This is a genomic window from Acetobacter estunensis (assembly GCF_019083805.1).
Classification (GTDB): Bacteria; Pseudomonadota; Alphaproteobacteria; order Acetobacterales; family Acetobacteraceae; genus Acetobacter; species Acetobacter estunensis_A.
Window position 1 is genome coordinate 1 of record NZ_JAHRDV010000114.1, and the last position, 440, is coordinate 440.

Below are 440 nucleotides of genomic sequence, written 5' to 3' on the forward strand. Positions count from 1 at the left end.
GACTACTGGGGTATCTAATCCTGTTTGATCCCCACGCTTTCGTGTATGAGTGTCAGTATAGGACCAGGTCGCCGCCTTCGCCACCGGTGTTCCTCCTGATATCTACGCATTTCACCGCTACACTGGGAATTCCACGCTCCTCTCCCGAACTCCAGCAAACCAGTCTCGAGCGCACCTCCCAGGTTGAGCCCGGGGCTTTCACACTCGACTTGGGCCGCCGCCTACGCGCCCTTTACGCCCAGTCATTCCGAGCAACGCTAGCCCCCTTCGTATTACCGCGGCTGCTGGCACGAAGTTAGCCGGGGCTTCTTCTCCCGCTACCGTCATAATCTTCCCCATCGAAAGGAGTTTACATACCAAGATATTTCATCCTCCACGCGGCGTTGCTGCGTCAGGGTTTCCCCCATTGCGCAAAATTCCCCACTGCAGCCACCCGTAGG

The 440-nt window shown here is 57.5% G+C and carries 1 rRNA gene; it reads right to left on the minus strand.

Going from position 1 to position 440, the window contains the following annotated elements:
- Positions 1–440, minus strand: a 16S ribosomal RNA gene (locus KUA11_RS17190); the annotation flags it as partial.